General features: G+C 67.8%; 23 protein-coding genes and 1 pseudogene. 9 read left to right on the forward strand and 15 right to left on the reverse strand.

Features of this window, described 5'->3' with window-relative positions; translation table 11 throughout:
• Positions 1-6: 6 nt before the first annotated feature.
• The 3 genes from ABD255_RS17900 to ABD255_RS17910 are packed head-to-tail and all read right to left on the reverse strand — an operon-like array spanning position 7 to position 3,801.
• Positions 7-1,185 (reverse strand): amidohydrolase family protein, encoded by a 1,179-nt coding sequence (locus ABD255_RS17900; RefSeq protein ID WP_344215259.1) that lies wholly within the window; start codon positions 1,183-1,185, stop codon positions 7-9.
• Entirely contained in the window at positions 1,178-2,446 is a 1,269-nt protein-coding gene (fes, locus tag ABD255_RS17905; RefSeq protein WP_344215261.1) for an enterochelin esterase, read from the reverse strand. Before fes ends, ABD255_RS17900 begins: the two co-directional genes overlap by 8 nt.
• Positions 2,443-3,801: a M14 family zinc carboxypeptidase gene (locus ABD255_RS17910; protein ID WP_344215263.1), complete on the reverse strand. Its 1,359-nt coding sequence runs from the start codon at positions 3,799-3,801 to the stop codon at positions 2,443-2,445. Before ABD255_RS17910 ends, fes begins: the two co-directional genes overlap by 4 nt.
• Positions 3,802-4,021: 220 nt before the next feature.
• Between ABD255_RS17910 and ABD255_RS17915 the strand changes: the two genes are divergently transcribed.
• The 6 genes and pseudogenes from ABD255_RS17915 to ABD255_RS43720 all read left to right on the forward strand — a co-directional run.
• Complete coding sequence (locus tag ABD255_RS17915) at positions 4,022-5,188, forward strand: amidohydrolase (RefSeq protein ID WP_344215265.1); 1,167 nt, start codon at positions 4,022-4,024, stop codon at positions 5,186-5,188.
• Positions 5,185-6,834, forward strand: a complete 1,650-nt coding sequence (locus tag ABD255_RS17920) for a PucR family transcriptional regulator (RefSeq protein WP_344215267.1) — start codon at positions 5,185-5,187, stop codon at positions 6,832-6,834. The genes ABD255_RS17915 and ABD255_RS17920 overlap by 4 nt, the downstream gene beginning before the upstream one ends.
• A gap of 135 nt (positions 6,835-6,969) precedes the next feature.
• Positions 6,970-7,602, forward strand: coding sequence for an FMN-binding negative transcriptional regulator (locus ABD255_RS17925; RefSeq protein WP_344215269.1), 633 nt, complete (start codon positions 6,970-6,972; stop codon positions 7,600-7,602).
• 121 nt (positions 7,603-7,723) lie between these two features.
• The gene (locus ABD255_RS17930; protein WP_344215271.1) at positions 7,724-9,244 is read left to right on the forward strand and encodes an amidase; all 1,521 of its coding nucleotides are present in this window, start codon (positions 7,724-7,726) and stop codon (positions 9,242-9,244) included.
• Entirely contained in the window at positions 9,241-9,471 is a 231-nt protein-coding gene (locus ABD255_RS17935) for a CoA transferase (protein ID WP_344215273.1), read from the forward strand. The genes ABD255_RS17930 and ABD255_RS17935 overlap by 4 nt, the downstream gene beginning before the upstream one ends.
• Positions 9,472-9,794: 323 nt before the next feature.
• A pseudogene (locus tag ABD255_RS43720) lies at positions 9,795-9,917 on the forward strand (hypothetical protein); the annotation flags it as partial.
• Between the two features lie 56 nt (positions 9,918-9,973).
• On the opposite strand, the gene ABD255_RS17940 reads toward ABD255_RS43720, so the two are convergent.
• Positions 9,974-10,165 carry a hypothetical protein gene (locus ABD255_RS17940; protein WP_344215275.1) on the reverse strand — a complete coding sequence of 64 codons (192 nt, stop codon included), beginning with the start codon at positions 10,163-10,165 and terminating at the stop codon, positions 9,974-9,976.
• 49 nt (positions 10,166-10,214) lie between these two features.
• Complete coding sequence (locus tag ABD255_RS17945) at positions 10,215-10,544, reverse strand: MmcQ/YjbR family DNA-binding protein (RefSeq protein ID WP_344215277.1); 330 nt, start codon at positions 10,542-10,544, stop codon at positions 10,215-10,217.
• Between the two features lie 485 nt (positions 10,545-11,029).
• On the opposite strand from ABD255_RS17945, the gene ABD255_RS17950 reads away from it, so the two are divergent.
• Positions 11,030-11,314, forward strand: a complete 285-nt coding sequence (locus ABD255_RS17950) for a ribbon-helix-helix domain-containing protein (RefSeq protein ID WP_344215279.1) — start codon at positions 11,030-11,032, stop codon at positions 11,312-11,314.
• A gap of 129 nt (positions 11,315-11,443) precedes the next feature.
• On the opposite strand, the gene ABD255_RS17955 is transcribed toward ABD255_RS17950, so the two are convergent.
• Genes ABD255_RS17955 through ABD255_RS17990 form a run of 8 tightly spaced genes read right to left on the reverse strand, consistent with a single transcriptional unit; the run spans position 11,444 to position 19,148 of the window.
• Positions 11,444-12,238 carry an alpha/beta hydrolase gene (locus ABD255_RS17955; RefSeq protein ID WP_344215281.1) on the reverse strand — a complete coding sequence of 265 codons (795 nt, stop codon included), beginning with the start codon at positions 12,236-12,238 and terminating at the stop codon, positions 11,444-11,446.
• Entirely contained in the window at positions 12,181-13,116 is a 936-nt protein-coding gene (locus ABD255_RS17960) for an acetamidase/formamidase family protein (RefSeq protein ID WP_344215283.1), read from the reverse strand. The genes ABD255_RS17955 and ABD255_RS17960 overlap by 58 nt, the downstream gene beginning before the upstream one ends.
• Positions 13,109-13,933 (reverse strand): nitrilase-related carbon-nitrogen hydrolase, encoded by an 825-nt coding sequence (locus ABD255_RS17965; RefSeq protein WP_344215285.1) that lies wholly within the window; start codon positions 13,931-13,933, stop codon positions 13,109-13,111. Before ABD255_RS17965 ends, ABD255_RS17960 begins: the two co-directional genes overlap by 8 nt.
• Complete coding sequence (locus ABD255_RS17970) at positions 13,930-14,727, reverse strand: ATP-binding cassette domain-containing protein (RefSeq protein WP_344215287.1); 798 nt, start codon at positions 14,725-14,727, stop codon at positions 13,930-13,932. Before ABD255_RS17970 ends, ABD255_RS17965 begins: the two co-directional genes overlap by 4 nt.
• The gene (locus ABD255_RS17975; RefSeq protein WP_344215289.1) at positions 14,724-15,677 is read right to left on the reverse strand and encodes an ABC transporter ATP-binding protein; all 954 of its coding nucleotides are present in this window, start codon (positions 15,675-15,677) and stop codon (positions 14,724-14,726) included. The genes ABD255_RS17970 and ABD255_RS17975 overlap by 4 nt, the downstream gene beginning before the upstream one ends.
• Positions 15,674-16,528, reverse strand: a complete 855-nt coding sequence (locus ABD255_RS17980; RefSeq protein ID WP_344215291.1) for an ABC transporter permease — start codon at positions 16,526-16,528, stop codon at positions 15,674-15,676. Before ABD255_RS17980 ends, ABD255_RS17975 begins: the two co-directional genes overlap by 4 nt.
• Positions 16,525-17,496 carry an ABC transporter permease gene (locus ABD255_RS17985; RefSeq protein ID WP_344215293.1) on the reverse strand — a complete coding sequence of 324 codons (972 nt, stop codon included), beginning with the start codon at positions 17,494-17,496 and terminating at the stop codon, positions 16,525-16,527. The genes ABD255_RS17980 and ABD255_RS17985 overlap by 4 nt, the downstream gene beginning before the upstream one ends.
• 2 nt (positions 17,497-17,498) lie before the next feature.
• A complete protein-coding gene (locus tag ABD255_RS17990; protein ID WP_344215295.1) occupies positions 17,499-19,148 on the reverse strand; it encodes an ABC transporter substrate-binding protein in 1,650 nt (549 codons plus the stop codon).
• Between the two features lie 127 nt (positions 19,149-19,275).
• On the opposite strand from ABD255_RS17990, the gene ABD255_RS17995 reads away from it, so the two are divergent.
• Complete coding sequence (locus ABD255_RS17995) at positions 19,276-19,941, forward strand: GntR family transcriptional regulator (protein WP_344215297.1); 666 nt, start codon at positions 19,276-19,278, stop codon at positions 19,939-19,941.
• A gap of 876 nt (positions 19,942-20,817) precedes the next feature.
• Here ABD255_RS17995 and ABD255_RS18000 read toward each other — a convergent pair.
• Positions 20,818-21,225, reverse strand: a complete 408-nt coding sequence (locus ABD255_RS18000) for a Tn3 family transposase (RefSeq protein WP_344215298.1) — start codon at positions 21,223-21,225, stop codon at positions 20,818-20,820.
• A gap of 183 nt (positions 21,226-21,408) precedes the next feature.
• On the opposite strand from ABD255_RS18000, the gene ABD255_RS18005 reads away from it, so the two are divergent.
• Complete coding sequence (locus ABD255_RS18005; RefSeq protein ID WP_344215300.1) at positions 21,409-22,332, forward strand: hypothetical protein; 924 nt, start codon at positions 21,409-21,411, stop codon at positions 22,330-22,332.
• Between the two features lie 246 nt (positions 22,333-22,578).
• On the opposite strand, the gene ABD255_RS18010 is transcribed toward ABD255_RS18005, so the two are convergent.
• Positions 22,579-24,456 carry a sialidase family protein gene (locus ABD255_RS18010; RefSeq protein ID WP_344215302.1) on the reverse strand — a complete coding sequence of 626 codons (1,878 nt, stop codon included), beginning with the start codon at positions 24,454-24,456 and terminating at the stop codon, positions 22,579-22,581.
• Positions 24,457-24,730 lie beyond the last annotated feature (274 nt).

Consider the following 24,730-nt stretch of genomic DNA (forward strand, 5'->3'; position numbering starts at 1 on the left):
CATCGCTCACGGCAGCCAGACGAGGTCACCGAAACGACCGACGCCCGCGCCGGGGTCGAAGCGGTAGATCTCGCGCCCGCCGAGGTAGGCGGTGACGACACGGTGCCGCGGGTCGAGCGGGTCACCCGACCAGAGGCACAGGTCAGCGTGCTTGCCCGGTTCGAGCGACCCGATCCGGTCCTCGACGCCGAGGATCCGGGCCGGCTCGATCGTCAGCCCGGCGAGCGCGGTGTCGCGGTCGAGACCCTCGCGGACCGCGAAGGAAGCCTGGTGCGCCAGGAACTGCACCGGGACGGTGCCCGCGCCGGTGGTGAACGCGATGCGCACGCCCGCGGCGGCGAGCCTCTGTGCCGTCTGCAGCGAGCGGTTCTTCATCTCGACGCCGCGCCGGTTCACCGTCAACGGACCGACGACGACCGGGATGCCGCGTCCGGCGAGCTCGCCGGCGAGTCGGTCCGCCTCCGTGCCCCGGTCGATCACCAGCCGAAGACCGAACTCGTCGGCGATGCGCAGGGCCGTCGCGATGTCATCGGCCCGATGTGCGTGCTGTCGCCACGGGATCTCGCCCCGCAGCGCCGCGGCGAGTGCGGCCTGCTCCGAACCCTCCGCCGCATCCGGATCGTCCAGCCGGCCGCGTGCGGCGACGAGCGCGGCGCGGATCACGGCGGCGACGCCCATGCGCGTGATGGGAAACGTGTCGTCGGTGCGCTTTGGTTGCTCGCCCAGCGCGGCGCGCACGCCGCACGGGTCACGCAGGACCATCTCGTCCACTGTTGTGCCCCAACAGCGGATCGCGACGCTCTGCCCGCCGATGGGGGCGCGGGTAGACGGGTCCACGCCTGCCGCGAGGACACCACCGGAGATCGCGTCCTGCAGGCCGAGGTCCGACGGCGACACCGCATCCCGCGCCCGCAGGCCGGCGTTCGCCGCGCTCGCCGGTTCCGCCGCGTCGGCGCCGGACCAGCCGTTGGCCTCCTCGACAATGCCCAGCCGGGTGTGCGCATCGACCAGTCCGGGCAGCAGCCACCGCCCGGTCGCGTCGACCCGCGACAGGTGCGCGGGAACGGAGTCTGCCGTACCGACGGATTCGATCCGGCCGCCCGCGACGATCACCGCACCGTTGTCGATCACCGCACCGGTGATCGGCATGACGCGCGCGCCGACGATCGCGAACCGCTCAGGCATCATGGCCCCACGTGGGGGTAAGAAGTTGCAGCGCGTCGGCGATCCCGCCGCGCCAGCAGTTCGCGTCGTGGCCGCCGTTGTATTCGCGGTAGTGCACCTCGTTTCCCTTCGCCTCGAGCACGTCGCGCAGGTGGCGGCTGGTGGGGACCATTGTCGGCCCCTCCTGCAGCCCGATCTCGAGGTAGAAGCGCACCGGACGATGATCAGCGACTGCGTACTGCCGAGCCACCCACTCGGTCTCAGCCTCGGCTGTGCCGACCGGCGCCCACCAGAACGAGCCGGAGTGGATGCTGGCGTTGCCGAAGAGGTGCGGGATGCGCAGCGCGGTGAACGCTGCCGCCAGCCCGCCGTAACTCTGCCCCTGGATCAGGGTGCGCCTGGGGTCGTCGGTGACGTGCCACCGCTCGCGCACCCAGGGCAGCAACTCCTCGGCGAGCATGCGTGGGAAGTCCTCGTTCAGGGTCAGCTCGCGCGCACGCGTCCGGAAGTCCAGCGTATCGACCAGAACGGTGACCAGCGGGGGGATGCGCTCCGCGTCCAGGAGGTTGTCGAGCGTCGGCGCGATCGGCAGCACCTCGGCCCAGATCCGGCCGTCCAACAGCACGGCCAAGCCGTACGGTGACGACGCCGACTCCTCGTAGCCATGCGGCGTGTGCACCCAGACACGCCGGGTGTTGTCGAAGATCTTGCTGGTGAACTGCACACGGCGGACGGTTCCGGCGCGAACACCCTCGCGCGGGGCCGCCCAGGGCTGCGGCGGGCAGTCCGGAAGTTCCAGAACCGAGAAGCGCCGCTCGACCGAGACCGGGTCACCGGCGATCTTGGGGAGGACCAGGGACTTCGGGTTGAACGGGTCGGGACGGAAGGTCTTCTCCCGGTCGGTGACCTCGGGCGTCCCCTCGCGGGGCAACGGGGTCATCGGGTCGTTCGGCGAGATGACGTAGCGCCCGCGCATGTCCGCCCGCACCCGGTACGTGCGGTACCAGACGTCGGTCCCCGGCACGTGCTCGAACGCGTTGCCGGGGATGTCCCACCACACCGCGGGTCCGCCGAAGACGACGACGTTCTCGGCGCAGCCCGTCTCGTCCCGCCAGACGAAGGTGACCAGCCGGAAGCCCGGCTCTTCCTCGATCGGCTCGACCAGCGGAGCCCCGCGCTCGGCGCATTCATCCCAGAACCGGGCGGTCGCGTCCTGCACGCCGACCGCGACATCCGTGCGCAGTCGCTCGATCCGCGGACTGCGCAGCTCGTCACGACTCATCGGCCGGCAGCCTGCCGTGCGGTCGCGAGCATCGCCGCGTACTGCGTCGCGACCAGCGAGCGGATCGGCAGGGGTTCGGCCGGCGTCGCCTGCTCGGCCAAGGCGCACCATCGCTCGTAGCTGTCCGCGAGTCGCTCCCGCTCGCTGCGGATCGTCGGCGTCCCGTTGCCGACGGCCAACTCGCCGTCCAGGGCGCGCAGCAGCATCCCGCCGTAGCGTAGCCGGAAACTGTGCACGACGTCGGCGCAGGACGTGACCTCGGCCATGGTCGCGGGCCGTTGCGCCGACGCCTCGTCGGCGCGGCGTGAATTGCTGTCCGGCATCCGCGACAGTGCCGGGATGAAGTAGCGGCTCGCCCGCACGAAGGGCGAGTTCGTCGACAGCTGCGGACCAACCGCTTCCAGGACGTCGGTCGTGAGCGCCAGGAACTCGCGCAGCCCCTCGCCCTGCTGCCGTATCGCCGTCGCGTAGCTGGTGTCGGTGGGCGTTGTGTCGTCGGCTGTCGGGTCCGACCAGTACGGCAGCTCGCCGATCAGTGTCAACGTGCCGTACTGCGACGCGTACTCCGAGCTCGTAGCCCCGCAGCGCAGCCCGGAGGGGTCCTCTCCGATGCTCTCGCGGTAGTCGTACATCCGGTCGGTACGCATCTCCGGGAAGATGCCGTCGGCCAGGCTGACCATCGACGGCGACTCGGGCTCGCCGTGGTGCAACGGCAGGCCGAGGTGGGCCGGAATCGCCTGCAGCGTCGGGTACAGCTCGGTCACCGGCTGGGACAGGTAGTAGTAGACGCCGCCGAGCTCGGTGTTGTGCAGCGAGCACATGAACGCAGGCCGGGTCCGGTCGATCAACCGCATCAAACCCAGCGTCTCGGGCAGGACGTCGTCGAAGTAGGCCCGCTTGTACTGGAACGGGAACGTCCACTCGATCTGCTCGCGCCCGGCGGGGCGGTAGAAATGCCGCGCGTAGTGGGTACGGGTGAACGGCCCCGCGAACCAGCCCTCGTTCAGCCGCGTGCCGTCCGGATCGATACAGCCGACGATGTGCCAGGTCAGGTCGAACGATGCGCGCAGGACCGCGTCTGCGCACAGCCGCCGAGCCAGGTGCAGCGCGCTGAGCCCGCCGATCGGCTCGTTGGGGTGAGGAAACGCGAAGACGACCGCATGCCTGCCGCCGCCGGCGATGGTGAGCGACTCGATCGGCTCGCCCAGCCGGGACGTCCCGATTCGGCGTAGCTGCGCGAGGTCGGGGTACTCGGCGCGGATTGCGCGCATCGCGTCTACGATCTCGTCCACCCCGGCGAATGCGGAATACGACGGCACGGCCTCGATCTCGGCCTTCAACCACGAATCGATCACGGCTGGTCCTGTTTCGCCGGGCCTAGCGGCAGCCCGCTGATGAACACTGTCCGCGGCCTCGCAATGCGTTGACTCATGGCTGGCAGTCTTTCAGCCGGTTCCGCTGCTGCGCTCTGTGCGACTCGACAACGTCGCCGGTCTCGCATGCTCGAACTCGACGATGATCAGGACGCCGGCAGCGTGACAACCTCACTCCGAGCCGACTCGGAGGTACATCCACGTGGATTCCCAACCACTGGCCGTCATCGGCGGCCGCGTCGTGCCAGTACGCGGGCCGGTGATCGACGGCGGAGTGGTCCTCGTCGCGGACGGCCGCATCAGCGCGATCGGAGACGCCGGGCTGCCGATCCCGTCCAATGCGCGAGTAGTGGACGCAACAGGACGCTGGGTGCTGCCCGGCATCGTCGACGCACACTCGCACATCGGCACTCTGGAGGACGGCGCCGGTTGGGCCGGCGACGATCACGACGAGTCCACGGACCCAGTGACCGCACGCATCCGCGCGCTGGACGCGATCAACCCGGCTGACCCGGCGATGCGCGACGCGGTCGCCGGCGGTGTGCTCGCGGTCGGGGTCAACCCGGGTTCGTCCAACCCGATCGGCGGACAGAGCATCGCACTGCGTACGCACGGCGCCACCGTCGACGAGATGGTGCTCGCCGCGCCCTGCGGGCTGAAGTCCGCGCTCGGCGAGAACCCGAAGAAGGCCTACGGCGACAAGCACCGGCTACCGAGCACCCGGATGGGAACGGCCGCCGTCATTCGCCAGGCGCTCACCCGCGCCCGGGCCTATCTCGCCCACCCGCCGGAGTCGACTGACCTGGACCTCGAAGCAATCGCGATGGTCCTGCGCCGCGAGATCCCCTGGCGCCAACACGTGCATCGCACCGACGACATCGCCACAGCACTGCGGATCGCCGACGAGTTCGGCTACCGCCTGGTGATCGACCACGGCACCGAGGCTGCCGGGCTTGCGGCCGAACTGGCCGCGCGCGGCATCCCGGTCATCCTCGGCCCGCTCATCGTCGCCCGCTCCAAGAACGAGCTGCGCAACCGGTCCCTGCGCACCGCCGGCATCCTGGCTGCCGCGGGGGTGAAGGTGGCGATCGCGACCGATCATCCGGTCGTCCCGGTACAGTTCCTGCCCTACCAGGCCGCGCTCGCCGTCCGCGACGGGTTGGACCCCACGGTCGCGCTCGAGGCCCTGACGATCAACCCGGCCGAGATCCTGGGGGTCGCCGACCGGATCGGCTCGCTGGAGCCGGGCAAAGAGGCCAACCTCTGCATCTGGACCGGGGACCCGCTTGACGTGATGCAGCGCGTCGAGGCCGCCTACGTGGGCGGCCATGAGGTATACCGGCACAATCCTACAATGGAGCAGTGGTGAGTTCTGCGGGAGCGACGAGCAACGCCAGGGATCCGGTGGACGGTCCTGCCTGGCGCGGCAGAACTACACTCGGCAAGCTGCTGGAGACCCTGGGGCCGCTCGTCCTGCACCTGGAATTCGCGCCGCACGGCGACGACGTCCACGTCGGCGAGCCGGTGATCCACGACCTCGGTGAACGGGTACAGGACCAGGCCGATGGTGTGCTGCTCATCGTCGGCGGCGCTCCGGACGACGACGCGACGCTGGACGCCATCAAGCAGGCCGGCGCCGCCCGCTACGCCACGGTTGTGCTCAAGGCGCGCGGCCGAGACCTCGCTGCGGCCGCGCAGACAGCGCAGGAGGCCGACATCGCTCTTCTGGTCGCGCCGGACGACATGCCCTGGCGGCACCTGGACGCGCTGATCACCGCGGCGGCCGCGGCCGACCCGGGCCGGGACAGCTACGCCTCGGTTGGTGTCGGCGACCTGTTCGCGCTGGCCAACGCGATCGCGTACAGCGTGGGCGGCGCCATCACGATCGAGGACCCACAGGGGCACGTCCTCGCGTACTCCAACCTGCCGCACCAGCACATCGACGTGACCCGCCAGCAGGGCATCCTCGGGCGGATGACGCCGGACCGTCCCACCAACGACGCGCACTACCAGCGGGTGTGTCGAGCGGACGGGCCGGTGCGCTTCAAGAACCCAGACCCGGAGCACAGCCCTCGCCTGGCGACTGCGGTACGCGCGGGACCTCAGGTCCTGGGCACGCTGTGGGCAATCGACGGCACGCCGCCATTGGGTGAGGGCGCCGCGGAGGCCCTGGAAGAGGCAGCAAAGGTCACCGCGCTGCACCTGCTACGGGCTCGCGCGCACCGCAACCCGGATCGCTGGAGCCGGGTCGAGGCATTGGCGTCGCTGCTGGACGGCGGCACCACTGGGCGGATCGCGGCCACCCAACTGGGCATCGCCGTCGACACCCCAACGTGCGTGCTGGCGATCGCCCATACCCCCGACGGCGAGTCGTCCGGGCTGCGCAGCGCCCGCATCGTCGATCTGGTGAGCCTGTACTGCGAGGCGTGGCACCCACAGGCGCTGTGCACAACGGCGGGCGACCTGGTGTACGCACTGATCCCCACCCGAACCGACCCGCGCGCACACCAGCGAGTGACGAAGTTCGCCGAGGACGTGGCCACGACGGTGCACCGCACGGCCGGGCTGGTTCTGCACGTCGGTATCGGCACGCCGTCCCTGCGGTTGGACGAGGTCCCGGCCGGGCGTCGCAGCGCGGACCGCGTGCTGCGCGCACTCGCCGCGGACGTGGACCAGATCCGGGTCGCGACGGTGGACGAGGTTCGCAGCCGGGTGCTACTGCTGGCGCTGGCCGAACGCGGAGTCGCGACGATCGACCTGCCGCCCGACCCGGTCGCGAGGATCATCGAGCACGATCAGCAGCATGACACGGCCTACGCTCAATCGTTGCTGGTGTTCCTGGACGCGTTCGGTGAGGCCGCTCGTGCGTCCAGCGAGCTCGCCGTGCACGAGAACACGCTGCGCTATCGCATTCGACGAATACAAGAACTGTTCGCGCTCGACCTGGACGATCCGGACACCCGCCTCGTCACCTGGTTGCGGTTGCGTATGTGCCAGTTCGGCCCGCCGCAGTAGCCGCGCCGGACCCGACGCTGTCGGCGGACACAACGCCACGGCGCCCTTTTGCACGGTCTCCACGATGCTGCGGTGCTCGCCTGCCATCTAGCGTCTGAAGGCAGCGTCTCCACCATTCTTGTACCTGGAGTTCCCATGCTCGAACAGCCGGTCTATGCGCTCGGCCCGCCGGCCGCAGTACGCAATCTCGTGCACGCCAATGCGTGGGCGTTGCTCGCCAGCGCCAACGGATCGGAGCCGCCGGTCATCTCGCACCTGCCGGTGCTGCTCGATCCTGACGAGTCCGACGCCACCGTGCTCGGCCACCTTCCGCGCGCGGACGCGGACCTGCATCGGCTCGGCGAACGGGATGTGGTGATCGTCGTCGAAGGGCCGAACAACTACATCTCGCCGAGCTGGTACCAGGACGGGCCCTACGTGCCGACGTGGAACTACGCGGTAGCACATCTGCACGGCCGTCCGGAGGTGTTCGGAGACACCGATACCTATCGCGTCCTGGAGTTGACCGTCGAGCACTTCGAATCTGCTCGGGAGACGCCATGGCGTCTGGACTCGGTCGACGATTTCGCGCACTCGATCGCGCCGTACGCTGTCGGTTTCCGGCTCCGTCCCACGCGCGTGGCCAGCAAAGGCAAGCTCAGCCAGGACAAGCCGGCCGCGGTGGTCGAGCGGGTTGTCGATGCGCTGGACCGCGATCCAGTGCACGCGAACCGCCGGCTCGCGCAGCTGATGCGGGACTGGCTCGCGATCAACCGGTCGGCCTCATGACGACGATGCTTCAGGCAATCCCGCTGCGAGACGTCCGCAGTTCTCGCGCACTCGAGGCCCGCGGCGGGATTCGCCAGCCGGCCGGGTGCGACGATCCGGACTCCTGCCGGGCTCTGCCGTCGTGACGACCCAACCTACCGGTGCCGGCGCTTCGCATCGCGCATCGGCCGACGCGAGCAAGCCCGTGCTGCACGAGAGGGCTGAGCGAGAGGCTGACGAGCTGTGCTTCCGTTCCGCTCGAGAGCTGGCCAACGACGTGGCTGCGCGGCGCCTGTCTGCAACCGAGGTGCTGCACGCCCATCTGGACCGGGTCGAGCGGGTGAACCCCGCGCTGAATGCGATCGTCACTGTCGTCGCCGACCAGGCACTCGGGCAGGCCAGGCGGCTCGATGACCGTGCAGCCCGCGGCGAACCGGTCGGGCCGCTGGCCGGTCTGCCTATCGCACATAAGGACACCCACGAGACCGAGGGAATCCGTACCACCTACGGCTCTGGCCTTTACGCCGAGCACTTCCCAGACTCCGACGAACTTGCTGTGAGCCGGATCCGGCAGGCGGACGCCATCACGTTCGGCAAGACCAACGTGCCCGAGTTCGCCGCTGGCTCACACACGTTCAACCGGATCTTTGGCACCACTGCGAACCCCTATGCGCTCGGCCGGTCCGCCGGAGGCAGCAGTGGCGGCGCTGCTGCCGCGCTCGCGGCCGGGCTGCAGCCGATCGCGGACGGCAGCGACATGGGCGGCTCGCTGCGCAACCCCGCTTCGTTCTGCAATGTCGTTGGTCTGCGCCCGTCACCGGGCAGGGTCCCCTCCTACCCGTCGATGTGGCCATGGTCGACCCTGTCCGTCCAGGGCCCGATGGCGCGGTCGGTCAGCGACGTCGCCTTTCTGCTATCGGTGATGGCCGGTGACGACCCCCGGTCTCCGATCGCCCTCACCGACAACCCATCGGCGTTCGCCCGTCCGCTGGACGCAGACCTGACCGGTGTAAGGGTTGCGTGGGCGCCCGACCTCGGCGCCGACGTGGCTGTCGATCCCGAAGTGCGCGCAGTGCTGGGCAGGAGTGTGTTCGCCTTCGCCGACCTCGGCTGCGAGGTGATCGACGCCAGCCCCGACCTGTCCGGTGCAGACGAGGCGTTCCGGACACTGCGCGCCTGGCAATTCGCGCTGTCCTTCGGCGAACTGCTGCGCGACCATCGCCTCGACCTCAAGCCGTCCCTGGTATGGAACATCGAGCAAGGCCTGGCCATGGACGCGGACGACATCGCACGAGCCGAACAGCTGCGGGCACGGCTGTATCACCGGGTTCGAGAATTCTTCGCGGGTGTCGACATACTGGTGTGCCCAGTCAGCCAGGTCCCGCCGTTCCCGGTAGAGCTGGAGTTCCCCGCCGAGATCGACGGGCAGCCGCAGGCGACCTACCTCGACTGGATGCGTTCGGCGTACGTCATCTCCGTCACTGGCTGTCCGGCGCTGTCGGTGCCCGGCGGGTTCACCTCCGGGGGACTTCCGGTGGGATTGCAGATCGTCGGACCCCATCGCCAGGACCTGCGGGTTCTTCAAGTGGGTCACGCGTTCGAGCAGGCGACTGGGTACGGCAAGGTCCGTCCGCGGGTAAACGTGGGAGAAGCCAATTCATGAGCAGACCACTCGACGGCGTGCTGGTCATCGACTTGTCCCGAGCGCTGGCCTGCCCGCACGCGACGATGATGCCGGCCGACCTCGGCGCCCGGGTGATCAAGGGCGAAGCGCCTCACGGCGACGACACCCGCAGCTGGGGACCGCCTTTCATCGGCAACGAATCAACCAGGGAATCGACCTACTCCTATCGGCCAACCGCGGCAAGGAATCGATCGTCCTCGACCTGAAGGCAGCGAATGACCAGGACCCGCTGCTCCGGCGTACCTGGCCGCGCTCGCCGGGACGGGGTACCAAGGATTCCTGACGGTGAAGATGCACGCCGGGTCTGTCGACGGCCGCGAACGGGCGGTCCAGCCGGCCAGGAACTGCGCACGATGCGCGCGGCGGTGCCCGGATGACCGACCCGAAATCGCATTACACCGTCGGCATCATCGGTCACGGCGATGTACCAGACGACTGGCAACAGGCGATGTACTACCGGTACTGGTAGCACGACGATCCTCACCATCACGCCTGGGCGCACTACGGCATCCGTACCAAGACCCACAAGCTGCTCTACTTCTACAACGACGATCTGGGAACCGACGGCGCGGCGGACACGGTCTACCCGCCGGAATGGGAGCTCTTCGACCTGGTCACCGACCCGGCCGAGCTGAAGAACGTCGCCGACGATCCCGGCTACGCAGACGCCCGTACCGAGCTCGAAGCCCGGCTGGCAAGGCTGCAGGATCAGTACGCGGACCAGCCCTGCTGCGGAGCCGGCTCGAACTCGGCCCCGCGCCGTTCGACCATCCGCGATGGCAGCGCATATCGATCGTGCTCGCGGGACTGGTCGTCACACCGCTCGAACGTTGTCCCGCCGGGCGACAGCTGCAGGGTCCGCGAGGTCAGACCGCCGTCGCTCGAGGCCGCGATCAACACCGGCTCGGGTGCGCCGGCGGCGGGCTGCGCGAGAGGGGACAGCGCGCAATCAGCTCCGGACGCCGCGGCGGGCTCGCCAGGAATCGGTCAGAATCTCGCTGAGTTCGTCCTCGTCCAACCGGTCGAGCCACGCCCACACAGACACCTTGACCTTGAACGTCTGGACGGCGAAGAACACGTCGGACCGATCCGCGAGTGCCTGCCGCGTGTCGAGGTCCAGGCTCCAGAACTGGAGAATCTCGCGCCCGTCATCGTCCCAGCGCAACCTGGCGAACGGATGACGGCCGACATCGAACGTCGGCGACCCCTCGTGCGCATACCCCGGCTTCGCGCCGGCCAGTCCCCCGGCGATCCGCTCGACATCCCGCCAGCTCGCCACCCGCCCAATCTCTCACGACCGCGGTGTGAAGTCTCACATCGTCACCTGGAAACATGGTGCCGAATGAGCGGATACAAGGAAGAGCCGATAACAGCTGTCCCGCCTCCGCCCACCGATCTACTGACCGTGGGCAGGTACGTCGCGATCGGCGCGGACGACCTCGACCTCGGCGATCTCCGCTGACTCCCGATCGACCTCACGCGCGCCCCGGCGCCCGGTGCCGCGTGGGGGCGGCTAGGTTGGCCCGGGACACCGAGGACACGCCCACCACAACCGGCAGAACCGACGCCCTCTGTACTGCCGTTTCAAGCAAGCAGATGGAAGCTCTCACCACCACACACGACAAGACTCGCTCCGCGTGAGCGACGGGGCACCCAGCGGAAGGTCGGACCATCCCGAGCGCGCACATGATCTGATCGATCGCAGACGTGAAGGAGGCGAGTCCCTGGCTGCGGGCGCGACGGAAGGTCAACTACGATGCAATCATGAGCAGGACTCGGCAGATTTCCATCACGCTGCCGGAAGATCTGATCGACAGGATCGAAGCCGCCGTCGAGCGCGGTGAGGCGCAGTCGGTTTCCTCCTACATCGCCTCTCACCTGGCTCCACGCATCGCCATGGATGTCCTCTTCGCCGAGTGGAAAGCCGACCGCGGCGCCACCACGAAAAGCGACCGTGCATGGGCGGAACAAGAACTCGACCGCGCCTTCGCCGAGCAGGCCGATCACGCAAAGGGCCATGGCGTCGCGTCACCAGAGCAATCGTTCTGATGCCGGTGCGTTCGATCGCCATGCCATCTGGATCCAGGCACTGCTTGCTAGTCAGGAGTCGGTCGTCCTAAGGCACCGTCAGGGGACCTTGAACATCTGGTGTCTGGGGTTCCAGCGACTGGCCGGGGTTCAGCTGAGGATGTCTGAGAAGAACGCTTGGACGACTGGGAAGATGGCGGGAGCATCGTGAGCCGCTTCCGGTACCAGGTCGTACCTGACCTGGGCCCCGTGGTGCTCGAGGCTCTCGCGTAGTGCGTGCAGCCGCGCGGGACGCGGTACGCCGGCATCGTTCACTCCCGCGATCCACGCTGGATGCCGAGCGTCCGTAGCGATCCCGTCGGTGGAGAGGTCCTTCTCACCGACCACCAGTTGCACCGCGATCGCTGCCACCGCGGCGGGGTCGATCTTGTGGCCAAGGCAGTCCGCTGTGTCGGCGATTCCTGCGGGCCAGGGCCTGGCGCCGTCGAGAAGTGTCACCGCGCCGGGTGCACCGATCGATGCCGCCAGCAACCTGTCTGGATGCAGGTACAGGAAGCGGTGCGTGAAGTGGCCGCCACCGGAGAACCCGAACAGCAGAAAGCGCTCGGTGGCGATGTCGTAACGTCCCGCCACCTCGTCGACCATTCCCAGCAGGATCTCGTCGTACCGGATCTGGCCACGGCAGAGGTACTTGTAGCCGTCGGGGTCCGGGACGTCGGCAGGGAACAGCGGCGCAAGGATCATGCAGTCGTTCTCCTCGGCGAATCCCGCGAACGCATCGCGGTACCCGAGAACGTCACGGTCCGTCCCGTGAACAACCACCGCGAGCGTGCTGTAGACCCGCGGCACGTACAGGCTGTACGAGAACCGATCGTCGTACGACGTCATCACCACAGCCCTCGCGGTATCGCGGCCCGCACCGACGACCATCCGCCATGCACGCATTGGTTCACCGTGACCTCCGCAACAGCACCGAGCAACTGATGCGCCTCGACCGGCCGGAAACCGCACTCCGCGACCAGTCGACGGCGTAGCTCGCTCATCGCCGACCGGAGGTTCTCCGAGACCTCGACTCCATATCCGCAGCCTACGGTGCCGATCGTCTCCGCGTCGTCGAGATACGGACCAGCCATCGTCGCGCCGGCACCGGGCAGTAGTTCCACGGTGACGGTCACGTTCGCGTTCGTCTCCAGCGCCGTGCCGGTGATCTCGGCGTCGCCCATCAGCGCATGTACGTCGCCCAGCGACAGCAGGCCGCCGTCGACCTCGACCGGCAGTACGAGCGTGCTTCCGGCCCGCAGCGCCTGACAGTCCATGTTTCCTCCGCACCGCGCGTGCGAGAGCAACGATGGATACCGCTCGCCGGCCGGAGCGACCCCGAGTGATCCGACCATCGCGCGGACCGGCAACGCCAGCGTTCCCCGCGAGCTCGGGAACCAGACCGTGTCCCCGTCGATCGGGCACAGGCGGGTGTCGCCGTACGGCGATTCGAGCGCGGCGTCGGCGTGGATCAGCGTGACCGCGTACGGCGCGACCGGGCCGAGCTCGATCTCGCGGACGGTCACCGCCAAGGCGTCCCCGGGCCGCGCGCCATGGATCGCCACCGGACCGGCGACCGGGTTGAACGCCCCGATCAGGTCCAGAAGCTCGCGTTCTTCGGCGAAGCGCTGGTCATTGGACGTGATGTGGTTGGAGAAGCAGTCGAGCGTCTCGAACACGACTGTGCTTCCGCTCCCCACCTCCACGACAGGATCGACCGTGCCGTCGTACGCGAATCCATGGAGCGCTCTGGAAACCTGGATGGCCGTCCCGGCGTCAGCCACCCGCCACCACCCGGAGCACGTCCCGCGAGTAGACGTGCGGCGCCACCTCGGCGGGCGAGTTGAGTGCCGCACGTGCCTCGGCCAGGACCGCGGGATCCAGTTCGACGATCGCCATCTCGGTGCCGTCGACGTCGGCGAGCACCCGCCCCCAGGGGTCGACAGCGAGCGAGTGTCCGTGGGTGACGAACCCGTCCTCGCTGACGCCCTCCTGCGCGGGAGCGAGCACGTAGCAGAGGTTCTCGATCGCCCGAGCTCGCAGCAGCGGCTCCCAATGCGCTGTGCCAGTGACCGCGGAGAAGTTCGACGGCACGCACAGCACGTCGGCGCCGCTCAGCGCCCGGTACAGCTCCGGGAACCTCAGGTCGTAACAGATCGACAGACCGAACGAGATCCCGTTGAACTCCACGATGACCAGCTGATCGCCGGCAGTCGTGTAGCTGCCTTCATCCTCACTCACGTCAACCGATTGCAACCGGAACAGATGAACCTTGTTGTACTCAGCAACGACCTTGCCAGCCGGGTCGATGAAGACCGACGCGTTGTAAGGCCGCGCAGGATCCCCCGAGTCCAGCCATAGCCCACCTACGAGTACGGCGACTTCATTGCGCCGAGCGGCTGCGCCGATCCGGGTCAGTGTCGGTCCATTGCGATCCTCGACCAGGTCGGGGGCAAGTTCACCACGATAGGAGCATGCCTCCGGCAGCAAGACCAACGCGGCACCAGCGGCAGCTGCGCGCTCGATGACGCCTTCGATATGTGTCAGGTTCGCATCCCGGTCCGGCCCCGACGACAGCTGAACCACAGCGACTCGCATCATGTCGCGCTCCTGTCGAGGGTGGGTGTCGCCGCCAGCAACGCCTTCGTGTACGAGTGAGCGGGCTCTGCGGTGACGTGCGCGGCCGGACCCTGCTCGACGATTCGCCCGCGTTGCATCACCGCAATCCGGTCTGCGACATGCACGGCCGTCGCCAGATCGTGCGTGATCAGCAGTACGCCGAGATCGCGCGTCGTACGCAACTCTTGCAGCAGTGTCAGCACGCCGGCGCGCACCGACACGTCCAGCATCGACACTGGCTCGTCGGCGATCAGGTACTCGGGGTCGAGGACCAGGCTGCCGGCGATCGCCACTCGCTGCCGCTGACCGCCCGACAGTTCGAACGGCCGCCGGTCCAGGAACGCCTCTACGGGCGTGAGCCCCACCGACTCCAACGCATCGCGCACCCGCTCGTCACGCGTCTGGCGGTCAGCCCCGTGGATCGCCAGGCCCTCGGCAACGACGTCGCGGACCCGTTGGCGCGGACTCAGCGACTCGTACGGATCCTGGAAGATCATCTGCACCCGCCGCCGGAACGCCTTCAGCTCCGGCCCGCGCAAACGAGCGAGGTCGACGCTGTCAGCGACGACGCGTCCGCCGGTGAGCTTCTGCATCCCGACCAGACATCGCGCCAGCGAGCTCTTCCCGGAGCCCGACTCGCCGACCAGTGCGACGACCTCTCCCTTCTCGACAGTCAGGCGTACGCCGTCCACAGCCGGCCGCGTCTCGGGGCGGCGCCACGGCAGCGTCCGTCGTACGCCGTACCGAACGACAACATCTTCGGCGACGAGACTCACACGACCACCCCCACCAAGTGACAAGCGCAGGAACGATCCGGGTCGAGATCGAGCAGCGACGGCGCCTCGGTCGCGCAGCGGTCGACTGCTTCGGCGCAGCGCGGCTGGAACGGGCAACCGAACAGTGGCTGGTCGAGTCGCGGCGGCACGCCGGGAATCGAAGCGAGCCGGCGGCGACCAGCCAGATCGGGCGTGGCCTCGACCAGGCGGCGAGCGTAGGGATGCGCCGGGCTGCCGACGAGGTCGCGGCAGGACGCGTTCTCGACGATCGAGCCGGCGTACATGACAGCGGCACGGTCGCACAGCTGCGGGACCAGGGCGAGATCGTGGGTGACCAGGACGACGGCGAGGCCGAGCGACTCGCTCAGATTTCTGAGTAACTGCACGATCTGGTGCTGCACGATGACGTCGAGCGCGGTGGTCGGCTCGTCGGCGAGTAGTACGCGCGGCTCACAGGCGAGGGCGAGCGCGATCACGGCTCGTTGCCGCTGGCCACCGGACAGTTCGTGCGGGAACCGCTGCGCGAGCTCGGGCGCCAGGCCGACAAGCTCGAACAACTCCCGGGTCCGGTCCCGTCCGGCACGCCGGCTGCCTCCGTGGATCCGCACGGCTTCGACGATCTGGCTGCCGACCCGCCGTACCGGATTGAGAGCGTTCATCGCGCCCTGGAAGACCATCGCGACATCGGTCCAGCGGTGCCGGCGCATCGACGCCTCGCCGCCGGCCAGGATGTCCACGCCGTCCAGCAGCACCTGGCCGGACACGTGCGCGCCGGCTGGGAGCAGCCCCATCATCGCGAGCATCGTCGTGGTCTTGCCGCAGCCCGACTCACCCACCAGCGCCATCCGCTCACCCGGCGCGAGGTCGAAGCTGACCGACCGCACCGCGCGCACCTCCCCAGCCGGCGCGTCGAAGCCGACAACCAGGTCCCGCACGCTGATCAGACTCATCCGTTCCGCACCTCGAAGTAGCGGCGAGCCAGGTGCGCGCGCCGAAGCCGTGGGTTGAGGGTGTCCTCGAGCGACTGCGACACCCAATAGCAGCACATCACCACCATCGAGACAGCGATACCAGGCGGCGCGAACGCCCACCACGCACCCTGGGCCATCGCGGTGCGCTGGAAGGCGAAGCGGATCATCGTTCCCCAGGTGATCGTCGACGGATCGCCGAGGCCGAGGAACGTCAACGCGGTCTCGGTGAAGATCGCCAGCGCGATCGTCAGCGCGCCCATCGCGCTGAGCAACGGCGCCAGTTGTGGGACCAAGTGCCTCACGATCACCCGGAGATGGCTCGCGCCGAGGCCCCGGATCCGCCGGATGTACGGCCTGTTCTTCAACGAGGCGGTCTCGGCCCGGACGACCCGCGCGGTCGACGTCCAGAGCAGCACGGCGATCACCAGTACGAGGTGGCCGAGGCTGGTCCCCCACACCGCCGCGATCACGATGCCCAGCGGCAGCGCCGGAACGACGATCGCGTAGTCGGTGATCCGCATCAGCACGCCGTCGACCCAGCCCCCGAAGTACCCGGCGACGATGCCGACACACCCGCCGACGAGTACGGCGACAACGGCCGCCGCAGATCCGATGAACAGCGTCGGCCTCGTCCCGTACAGCAGCAGGCTCAACACATCATGTCCGCCGTCGTCGAGTCCGAGCGGATGCGAGCCACTCGGCGCGCCGAACACCGGCCCGACCTGAGCGCGCGGATCGTACGGCGCCAGCCACCCGGCGGTGACGGCGATCAGTACCAAGAGTCCGAGTACGCCGAGCCCGGCGGCCGCGCGTGGATTCGAACGGATCATCCTGCTGCCACCCTCGGGTCGAGTCGTACGGCGAGCAGGTCGGCGATCAGGTTCAACGTGACGACCGAGACGGTCAGCACCAGGAAGACCCCCTGCAGCATCGGATAGTCGCGCTGCACCACCGACTCGTACATGGCCCGCCCGACGCCAGGCCAGGAGAACACCGTCTCGACCAGGATCGACCCGCCGATCAGACCGCCCAGTGACAGCGCGACCAGATTCGTGATCGGCAGCATCGCGTTCGGCAGCACGTGCTTCGCGAGTGTCCGAACCGGGCCCGCGCCGAGCGCCCGTGCGGTCAGCACATGGTCGTCACCGAGGGTCTCCAGCATGGCCGACCGGACGACCAGCGTGTACTGGCCGAACACGATCAGCGCGATCGTCAGGCCCGGCAAGATCATGTGCCGGACCAGGTCGGCCAGGCGCTCCGCACCAGTCGGATCGATCAGGAAGTCGTCGTGCATCCCCTGGGCCGGAAGATAGTTGCCCAGCCACAGGATCAGCAGCAGCCCCAGGAAGTGCGTCGGTACCGAATAGAACGCGATCGCCGTGTTCGTGCTCAGCCGATCAACCCAGCTGCCGCGGAACCAGGCCGACAACGCACCCGAGACCAGACCCAGCAGCAACGCCAGCACCAGCCCGGCAGCGACCAGCGGCAAGGTGTTGCCGAACGCCACTGTCAGACGGTCACCTACCGGTTCCTGCGTGGCGAACGAGACACCTAGATCACCGCGAAGGAGCCGGCCGAGATAGATCCAGTACTGCGACCAGAGTGGCTGATCGAGTCCGAACTGCTTGCGCAGCGCGGCGCTCAGCTCCGGCGAGCCGCCGGGGACACGGGACAGGTTCGACACCGCGTCCCCGGGCAGTACCCGGAACAGCAGGAAGTTCAGCGTCACCACAACGTAGATCGTTACGGCTGTCGCCAGGAGCCGTCTGGCCAGATGGCCGCTGCGAGACACAGGCATCCTCAGGAAGTGGTCGTCGCCGACAGCAGCCCCTGCCGGGACTGCGAGTCGAGGATGCCGAGCGGTGACTCGCCAAAGCCGGTCCACTTCTTGCCGTGGCCCTCGACCACGTCGTCATAGTGGGTCACGATGTACGGCCGGGCGTCGTAGATCATCTTCTGCATCTGCCAGACGATCTGCTTGCGGGTCGCGTCGTCGGTGGCCGCGGCCTGCTCGTCGTACAACTTGTCGTAAGCCTTGTCGCAGTAGCCGCTGTCGTTCCAACTGCCCCACTGGGCGCAGGTCATCCCGTTGAGCAGGAAGTCCGGGTCGCGCTGGGCGATCCAGCCCCACTGCGACAGCGTGAACTGGTCGTACTTCTTGTCCGAGCCGGTCAACTGGTCGAACGCGGTCGCGTTGTCGGCCGGACGCGATTTCAGCTGTACGCCGATCTTCTTGAAGTCCTCGGTGACGATCTGCAGGGCCCGTTCGCCTTCGCCACCCTCGACGTCGGGGATGATCACGTCGTACGCCATCGGCTTGCCCTCGGCGACGCGGATGCCGTCCGGCCCGGGCTTGTAGCCGGCCTCGTCCAGCAAGGCAGCCGCCTTCGCCAGGTCGAATCCGGCCGGTTTGACCGCGGGGTTGTACCAGTCCCCGCTGACCGGCGGAACGATCGAACTGCCGGGCGTACCGTAGCCGAGATACGCGGTGTCGATGATCTTCTGCCGATCGACCGCAAGCTCGAAGGCCTCGCGCACCCTGGCATCCCGCAACTCCGGATGAGCCTGCTGATAGGTGCTCTGGTTGATGATCAGGTCGTGGAACCGGAAGCCGGGCCGCCGCGCCACGGTGAAGCCGGCCTTCTCGACAGGTTCGGCCGCCGTGATCGGCAGCGGTGCCGCATAGTCGATCTGATTGTTCTTCAACGCGTTCACCATCGCGTCCGGGCTGGTGAAGAACTGCAGCCCGAAGCCCGCCGGCTTGGGCTTGTCACCGTAGAAGTTCGGATTCGTCTCGAGTAGCGCGATCTGGTCCTTGGCGTACTTCGCCAGCCGGAACGGGCCGCCTGCGACGAGCGGCGCCGGGTTCGGCGTCTGCTTCAACTGCAGACCGTTGCCGGTCGCGTACTGCGCCCAGACATGCTGCGGAAGCACCGGAACCTTCAACAGGCGGCCGAGCACGTTGGCGGTCGGCTTGTCGTAGGTGACCACCAGTTGCGTCGGTGTTTTCGCCACCGCGCTCTTCACGTTCTTCACCGACGCCGCTTCGGAAGCCGTCGGGCCCTCACGGAACTTGACGATGGTGTTGATGGTGAACGCCGCGTCGGCGGCAGTCAGCGGCTTGCCGTCGGACCACTTCGCGTCCGGGTGCAGGTCGAAGGTCCACGTCAGCTTGTCGTCGCTGGTGGTCCACTTCGTCGCCAGATCACCCTCCACCTCGCCCGAACCGGTGTACTGGAGAAGAAACGGATAGTTGTACCGGAAGATCATCGCGCACGTCGTCCCGGTGGACGCGAACGGATTGGTCGAGTTGCAGGTGAATGTCGTCCCGATCTTCAGAACCGCGCTCGAATTCCCTGTACTGGTGGGCCTGTCGCCCGTTGCGCCGGAACATCCGGCGACCATGGCGCCGACCAGCGCCACTGCGGTGAGCTGCTTGCGAGGGTGCACCGTCCCGCCTTTCCTGTCCGCCCGAGCGAGTAGATATGCAGTATATCGGTGCGCCTCATCCTGGCAACACCTTGTCTCCACCGCGGCGACGATCGCTTCTGCCGGTGCTTACCGATATATTTCAGGTGTGCCTCTTCCTCGAATGAAGACCAACCGGCGGTACGCCAGCGCGCAGCAGTTCGCCTACGAAGAGCTGCGGCACTGGATCCTGAACGGCCCGCTCGAACCGCACGAGGTGGTCCGCGACGTCGAGATCGCCGAGTTGCTCGGAGTCAGCCGGACGCCGGTACGGGAGGCACTCATCCGCCTCGGCCAGGAGGGCCTGGTCGAGGCGAGCGCGAGCCGGATGACGCGCGTTGCCGGACTCCCCCTCGACCGGGCTCCGCACCTCTTTCAGGTCGGCGCGACCCTCGACGCGATGGCCGCCGAACTGGCCGCACCGAAGATGACCGAGGCAGACCTGCAGCTGATGGAGAGCCTGCACGAGTCGCTGGGACAGACCACCGCGCCGGAGCGGCTCAGCGCACTGGACGAGGAATTCCACCTCGTCTACTACCGGCGGGCGGGGAACCCCGTGCTCATCGAACTGCTCGAGTCGATCGACGAACAGCTCCGCCGGATCGAGCGCCACAGCTGGGGCTATCGGCGAATCCAGAAAGAGGCGCACGAGGAACACCGCACCCTGCTCGACGCGCTACGAGCCGGCGACGCCACAGCCGCCGGCGAGGCGGCCCGAGTCAACTGGCTCCGCTCCTGGGAACGCGGCGCAGAAGTCTTCAACTCACGCGAGTGAGCCCCCCACCGATCAGATTGCGCTCCTGCGCCCCTGACTCCGGGCTGGACGGGTGGTGGTTGGACGGAGGAGGGGCCGACCGGAGTACGCCGGAAACCGGCAATAGGCAATGAGTTCGCCTGGTCAGCGGTCGGTGGGGAGGCTGTTGATGGCTCGTTCGCGGTCGGCATGGGTGGGGAGGCTGTACCGGCGGGTTTGGTCGAGGCGGGCGTGGCCCGGGCCAGTTGGGTCGTTCGTCGTTGATCCAGAGGGCGAGGTCGGGGCGTAGCCCGAGGTGGATGGGTACTTCGCGGTAGCGCTCGCCTTTGCCTGTCCGGACGGTGATGAGTCCTTTGTGGGCGGACAGGGCGATGTCGTCGAGGTTGAGGCCAGTACCTCGGTGCTTGCCTGTGGGTCCGCAGCGCCTGTTCTGGCCCTGTGTCCGCCACGCGCCTCATTTCGATCAGACCCCGCATGGACAGGCTCGTTGGTGCACCGAGAAGCAAGTCGCTTGCCAGCGTGATGGGACCACCTCGTTGCAGGAGCATGGCACCACCTGGAGCCGTAAGTGAGCACTACCGGTCTTGGTCTCGTGGTCAACCGTGACGCGCCGGTGGGGGTGGCGTTGTCGGTAGGAGGGCCCCTCGATGACGAGTGTGTGCGCGCCGGAGTGAACCGGTCGACGGTGGACTGGGCGAGTAGCGCGTCGCTCATCATGGTCAGCCACTCATCTGGTTGCTCGCAATGGCGACAGAGTTCTCTCCTTGCGCTCGGTGAGGAACCTGGAAGAGGAGTTCAGCGCCGCGGCGGTCGAGTTGCATGCGCATGCATGCACATACTCCAAGGGGAATCGGTGGCACCTGGATCCGTAGGGCCGATAGGTGTGAGGTCGCATCATCAGTCCATCCGTGCCAGGTCAAGCCCGCCTGCGACAGCGGGCGGTGGCGGGGTGAGGTCAAGTTTCCAGTCCCCGAATCGCCGGATCTTGCTGGTGATGTAGGGGGTGATGGTGGCCAGGTCTTCAGGGTCGATCTCGCGGCCGGCGGCGATGAGGTCGTTGGCGGCCGCGGTGATATCCAGCGTGGTGGAGTAGATCGCGCAGTTGGCGAGGAGCTCGTTGAACTTGACGATCTTCTCGAGGTGGTCGGGGTCGTTGCCGGCCAGGATGCCGTCGTGGCCGAACGACAGCCATTTGGCGAACCCGTGGAACGCGGATCGGTCAGCGTCTGCCTGATCGCCGACGCCTCGATCCAAGACCTGTACGAACGCGCCGAACAACTGCACGCCGTCCACGGCTCCACCCATCCACGCACCACCGCGACCCCGCCGGCGCAGGCACTCACCCTGGAAGACCCCGACGGCTACCAAGTCGAACTCGCCACCTACACCCCGAGGGCGCCCCCATCCCTGAACCGTCCACCGGCGAACTTTCGGGCCAACCCCCGCATCTACAGGAGTGACTCACATCGCATCCTGGGGAGGGGCGGCATGAGGTACCGGAAAGCAATCGGAACGGCGGCGATTCTGGGGCTGAGCCTCGGTATTGCACCTGGTCCGTCGCAGGCGACGACGGACCGCACGGCCGGACGGTGCTCGCTCGCGCTCGGCTCACTGAGTGCGGACTCCACGTCCCACACGACGCGGACGATCACGGCGACCTCACCGGTCACCGTCAGTCCGCCGAAGACAACGAGCGGGGCGTTCAAGCCGCCGTACGCGATCACGTCGAGCACGACGTTCACCAATGCCGTCAACGGTGATCGATTCCAGCGGTGGGGCAAGGTCATCAGTGGCGACGCGCTCTACGACGCCGGCTACCAGACCGACTTCAACGGCGAGCTGGACCCGACAGCTCCGCCGACCTTCCGGCGGATCGGCGGTGGCTGGGGAGCGATGCGGTGGGTAGAGCAGTCCACCTACATTCCCGCCGACCCGAGCCAGCCTGGCCGCACGACCCTGTATGCGCAGCGCACCAACGGATGGTTCGACCGCTGGATCAAGTCCGGCAGCGGCTGGCGCGGCGCGTACGGCGGCATCGGCGGGTTGTCGACGATGAAGTCGTTCGCGCTGATCAACCGCACCGCCACGCAGGACACGTTCCTCGTCAACAATCGCAACGGTGGCCTCTACACGCTCTCGGTGATCCCCGACAAGTTCCCGCAGGGCGTCCGCGCCACCGCCGTACGCACGCGAACCTGGCAGGTCTTCGAGCAAATGATCGCCACGCCGTGCGGTCGCGCGAGCACGCTGCTCCTCGGCATCGACCGCGACACCAAGACCGGCTACCTGTACGCCGTCGGCCACCACAACGGAGCAGCGACCCCGATCCAGGGCCTCGGCAAAGTACCGCTCCAGTTCAGCGACCCGCTCTACTTCCGCCTCGCCCCAGAAATCGACCGCATGAACGGATGATCACCGACGGTACGTGACCGAGCAGCCGCGACGCGCCGGAATCGCTGCCAGGCGGCGCAGGCCCTCTGCCGAGTACGCCCGAACCCGCGACGCGCATCTCGCCGCGTGGCAGCACTGCTCGCCAAGGATCGGTTGACCCCGATGCCGAAATGGCTGCTCCGGCCTATGCTCAAGCGAGAAGGCGATGGAGATGACGCGGCAGTACGTCGGCCAGTTGTCGGTTCTGCTTGGACAGCTAACCCGGGGCTAATGTGTCGCCAGGCCGCGGATCTCTTCGGGCGTGAGAGCACGTACGTAAAGGCGGATGTCGTCGAGGGTCCCTGCGAAGGTGCCGCTGCCGCCGGACGGCTCGCCGATCCGGTCCTCGAAGGCAGGGCCGAGGCGTTGATAGGTCGGGCTGGAGAAGGGCACGGACGCGCCGGCGGAGTCCTGTTCGGCACCGTCGATGAACAAGCGCATCGTCTGCCCTGAGAAGTCGAGGACGGCCGCGATGTGGTGCCAGTGGCCGTCGTCGGGGTATCCGACGGCTCGGGTTCGTAGCGGTTCCTGAGCCGTACTGCGCGCCCCGACGCGCATCGCGCCCGACGCCGTGAGGACGACCTCGAAGCCGCGGACCTGGGAGATCTGGGTGCTCATGACCCATTGGTCCCGCGAGGCGCCGGGCTCCTTGCGAACCCAGGCGGCGAACGTCACCGCCTTGCTGACGGCCATCTCGTTTCCGAGGGCGAAGTGCGGATCGATCCACGACTGGGTTCCGTTGAGCTCGAGGCCGCGGCCTCGGCGGCCGACGGACAGCAGCCCTCCTGACGCGGTCGCGTGGTTGCCTTCCAGCGAAGCGTCGACGACCAGGGAGTTGTTCGGACGGCCCGGTGTATCGAAGGTGTAATGGAGCACCAGGTCCTGCGGGTCGAGATACCTGCGGTACTGCTGCAGACGATGGAAGGTGAGCCGGTTGGCGTTATGGAAGTTGTCGGCGCCTTCGTAGGAGGTTCGAGACACGATGAGGATATCGTCGCCGTCGAAGATCCAGTCCGGGTACTGAAACCCGTACAGTCGCGTCGCGTCTGCCCAGGACTGGTCGTCGTCCTCCTGGATGACGATCTTCCCGACGTGCCAGTCGATCAGGTCCTCGGACCACACGAGTCCCAGCACGTTGCGGTGGTGCCGCGAGAGGTCCGTGCGCAGGTTGGCGATAGCGGCGTAACGACCGGACGCCGGATCCTGCTGGATATGGAACTTGACGTCGCCGCCGGGAAAGTCGATGTCGCGGACGTAGTCGAGCCGCGTGCCGTCCGGAGAGAGTCGCGCGACCCCCGCACGCCGCACACCGACACGTCGCATGATGTTCCAGATCTCCCCGTTGGGCGCCTGGACGGCGTTGCCCTCCAGGTAGGTCACGCTGTCGATTGGTGTGCTCACTGTCCAGCTCGCGGGATCGAGCAGGTCGGCGTTCTCGTCAGCGGAGATCATCAGGGCCTGCGTCGACGGGAACGGACCGCGATACGCGAGCTCGATGCCCTTGTAGAGACGCCCGCCCGCCCTCAGTACCGGAGTCGGCGCCATGTGATAGCCCCAAGGCTCGAGGGGCCAGGTGTGCATCGCGGTTCCATCGAGCAGCAGCGAGTCCCGCCAACTGAGGCCGCCGTCATCGCTGCGCTTGATGATCACGTTGCCGTGATCCGCATCGTCCCCGAGCATGTAGAGGACACCTCGGTGCACGAACAGCTTGGCCCAGAACGCCGTGGTCCGGCTCGCGAAGCTCCAGCTCTTCCCGCCGTCCGTCGAACGGTAGACGTTCGTCTGGTCGGTGACGTTGGGTCCGAATTCATCACGGCTCGCGACCAGCGTGCCGTCCGGCAGCTTCGCGATGCTGGGGCTGCCGAGGAAGATCCCGCCGCTCGCGGGCGAGAAGTCGATCTCGGCCACGAGCGAGTCGTAGTAGTTCGAGCCGGTCACCTCCACTGGCCCGGCTGCATCCGCAGCAGTCGGTGTGACGCCAGTCGTCAGACGCGCGCCCGGTACGTTGCCGGCCTGTGCGGCGGACAGGTTCACGAGACCGGCCGCCGCGGCGAAACCACCGACCAACGCAACACGACGCGAGATCGTCCCGAAGTTGTCTTCCACGAGATACTCCTCTGGCTGAGGGTCCGCGCAGCTGCGCAGACCAATTTGAGATCACGGAGCCTTCCGTCAGCGAAGGCCTTTGCTCAGGCGACAGAGCGCCGATTGACCGGGGAAGCGCCGGCCAACGGCCTCATGCTGGCGCCGAAATCGCCGTCTGGATCGGCGCCCAGCGGCACGGGCCACCGCTGCCGATCGCCAGATCAGTGGTGATTCCGGATTGTTGAATTCGAGCCGCTGGAGCGTGGCCATGTCCGGCGCGGCGCCGCGGCGGCGG

The organism is Kribbella sancticallisti (assembly GCF_039530625.1).
GTDB lineage: Bacteria > Actinomycetota > Actinomycetes > Propionibacteriales > Kribbellaceae > Kribbella > Kribbella sancticallisti.